The 2,736-nt window shown below is 35.9% G+C and carries 3 protein-coding genes and 1 tRNA gene; 3 read left to right on the top strand and 1 reads right to left on the bottom strand.

Annotation, left to right across the window (positions count from 1 at the left end; translation table 11 throughout):
• The first annotated feature begins 294 nt into the window (after nt 1-294).
• Genes FTV27_RS12520 through FTV27_RS12510 form a run of 3 tightly spaced genes read left to right on the top strand, consistent with a single transcriptional unit; the run spans nt 295 to nt 2,497 of the window.
• Nucleotides 295-795, top strand: a complete 501-nt coding sequence (locus FTV27_RS12520) for a YfiR family protein (RefSeq protein WP_180024517.1) — start codon at nt 295-297, stop codon at nt 793-795.
• Nucleotides 792-2,009 carry a diguanylate cyclase domain-containing protein gene (locus FTV27_RS12515; RefSeq protein WP_180078822.1) on the top strand — a complete coding sequence of 406 codons (1,218 nt, stop codon included), beginning with the start codon at nt 792-794 and terminating at the stop codon, nt 2,007-2,009. The genes FTV27_RS12520 and FTV27_RS12515 overlap by 4 nt, the downstream gene beginning before the upstream one ends.
• A gap of 8 nt (nt 2,010-2,017) precedes the next feature.
• Complete coding sequence (locus FTV27_RS12510) at nt 2,018-2,497, top strand: OmpA family protein (RefSeq protein ID WP_180078815.1); 480 nt, start codon at nt 2,018-2,020, stop codon at nt 2,495-2,497.
• 114 nt (nt 2,498-2,611) lie between these two features.
• Here the strand turns inward: FTV27_RS12510 and FTV27_RS12505 are convergent.
• A tRNA-Pro gene (locus tag FTV27_RS12505) sits at nt 2,612-2,688 on the bottom strand.
• Nucleotides 2,689-2,736 lie beyond the last annotated feature (48 nt).

Raw genomic sequence — 2,736 nt, 5'->3', positions numbered from 1 at the left:
ACTGGTAATTCAAATTATTTTTAAACTTATCAAATAAAACCCAACTTAATCAATTCAACCAAGTCATTGTTTTATCAGAAGTTTTAATCTTCATCACCGCCGATGGATGTGCATTCTACAGCATTTCAGGACCGTTGCAACACCTTTTTTATGATTTATTTTACGCATGTCGTTTTTTTAAACACATAAACATTCTTTTGTATTATTATTGGGCTATATACGCCCTATTTCATATAATAAAACGTATATAAACCCAATTTTCATTCCATTTAATTTAAGAATTTTTGATTTCGTATGGTTGTTTTTAAAAAAACTGCCTATTTAATAATGGCGTGCTCCATTTCACCCATATTATATGCAGCTCCCACAGCAAATATTTTCACAACCACTTTCTCTATTCTGAGTTATGCCAAGTGGGAAACCACTTCACCCAAATTTTGCGTAATTAATAATTCAAGTTTAGTCAATGATTTTAAAAAACTTGCGCCAACCCACAGCACTTATAAAATTACAGCCATCAATGTGAATGACATCAAATCTAGTCATTGCCAAGTTTTATTTTTTTCCAATCTATCAGCAAAAGAAGAACAAAGTATTTTAAACAACCATGTTAATTTCCCAGCCCTCTCTCTAAGTAGCAACAATAGTGAGTGTGAGTCTGGCAGTGCATTTTGTTTGTATAAAAAAAATCAGAGTTATTCGTTTAAAGTTAATATGGAAAGCTTAACGCAGTCACAAATACATATTGATCCACGCGTTTTATTACTGGCGAAGTCATCGGAGTCAGCTGAATGAAACAACTCTATAACCCAATTACATTACACCAATTATTTACGCGTTCGCAGCTCACTATCTTTGCTTTAACTTTTACGATTTGTTCTGCGATTTTTTTGGTTATTTCCACTTATACTATGCATACCTATGCAAAAAACAGCTTAACGATTTTATCAAATGCGATAAACGAACGTGTTCAACCCGCTGTGGTGTTTAATGACCAAACAACGATGCGTCAAATTTTAAATGAATACACTCAACTGTATCCCATTCGATCGATTGAAATTACCAACCATCAAAATGCGTCGCTTGCTCATGCTGAGCAAAAAGAAATTTCAACATTCTCTAGCCAAGCGATTTTAGATTATTTCTTTTTTAGCCAACCGATTCGTTTAGATATTCATCATGATCAGAAAAGTTACGGCGAACTGGTCGTATATGGAAACTCTTCAGATTTAGTTAGTTTCTTCCATAAAATTTTGCTAGGCTTGTTTTTAGGTTTTATTCTTTTATTAGCTACTGTGTTTTGGTCGGTGAATTCTGTTTATCAATACTTAATGCAATCTGTTCGCTCTATTGTTGAATCAGCCCAAACCATTAGCATTAAGAAAGATTATAAAATGCGGGTTTCAAACTCTGATATTCAAGAATTACACGCACTCAGTACCGCCTTTAATGGTTTACTTAGTGAAATTGAACAGTCAAATAAAAACTTGATTTCAGAAAATGACAAGCTAATTCATCTAGCACGTCATGATGCATTAACCCAATTGCCAAATCGTAATTATTTTTATGAAAAGCTGTTTGAGCTATTTGACTTAAAAGCGAACGCTGCTGTGTTCTTTGTCGATATTGAAAACTTTAAACATGTGAATGACCAATATGGACACTTAGCTGGTGATGCAGTACTGCGTGCCTCATCACATTGTTTAAAACAAGCACTTCCAGATGATGCTTTCGTTGCGCGACTCGGTGGTGATGAATTTGCAATTATTATCAATCGCTTAAACTTCCTGACGGAACTCGAAGTCTTTTGTCACAAAATACATGACTGCTATGGTTCCACATTTGTTTATGAGCAACATAATATTGCATTACAAGCTAATATTGGTGTGGCACTGATCCAAAATGCAAAATCGCCAGAAGATTTGATCGCAGATGCGGAACGCGCGATGTATGATGCTAAACTTTCTAATAATCATTGGTGCATTGCACTTCAACGCCCCAACTCATAGGATTTGCTATGTTAAAGAACGCATTTAAAGTTTTATTTATAATTGCATTCACGGCCACTATGACAGCCTGCATGAGTTTAGGTAACTTAAGCTACAAACAAGCACGCATGCTTAAAAAAGAAGGGTTTGTCTTGACCAATGATGGTTGGACACTTGCCCTACCAGAACGACTTTTATTTGGTTTTGATGATTATCAAATTCAACCCCACCAACAAGTCAAGTTAAATACACTTGCCACTCAACTGATTAAATATGACCTAAACAAAATTAAGTTTATTGGTCATACGGATAATGTTGGACAAGCCAATTACAACCAACAACTGTCAGAAAAACGTGCGCAAAGCGTCGCAAACGTCTTTTTAAAGCAAGGTTATAACAGTTCAAATATTCAAATTATTGGCCGTGGTGCTGAACAACCGATAGTCTCTAATGACACTGAAACCAATCGTGCCATCAACCGTCGCGTAAATGTCACCATCATTCCCTAAATAGCAGAATATAAAAAAGCCACCTTATGGTGGCTTTTTTATTGTGTTTATAAATTTTAGGCATAAAAAAACCGCTATATGCGGCATCTTTTACAGTATTGTTTTTGAAATAAATGGTCGGAGCAGTAGGATTCGAACCTACGACCCCCTGGTCCCAAACCAGGTGCACTACCAGGCTGTGCTATGCTCCGCTTTCAACTTTAAAAGTTGGGGTGAATGATGGGATTCGAACCCACGAC

This window comes from Acinetobacter sp. YH12251, assembly GCF_013417465.1.
In the GTDB taxonomy this organism is placed as follows: domain Bacteria; phylum Pseudomonadota; class Gammaproteobacteria; order Pseudomonadales; family Moraxellaceae; genus Acinetobacter; species Acinetobacter amyesii.
This window is presented reverse-complemented; position numbering and strand designations above follow the sequence as displayed.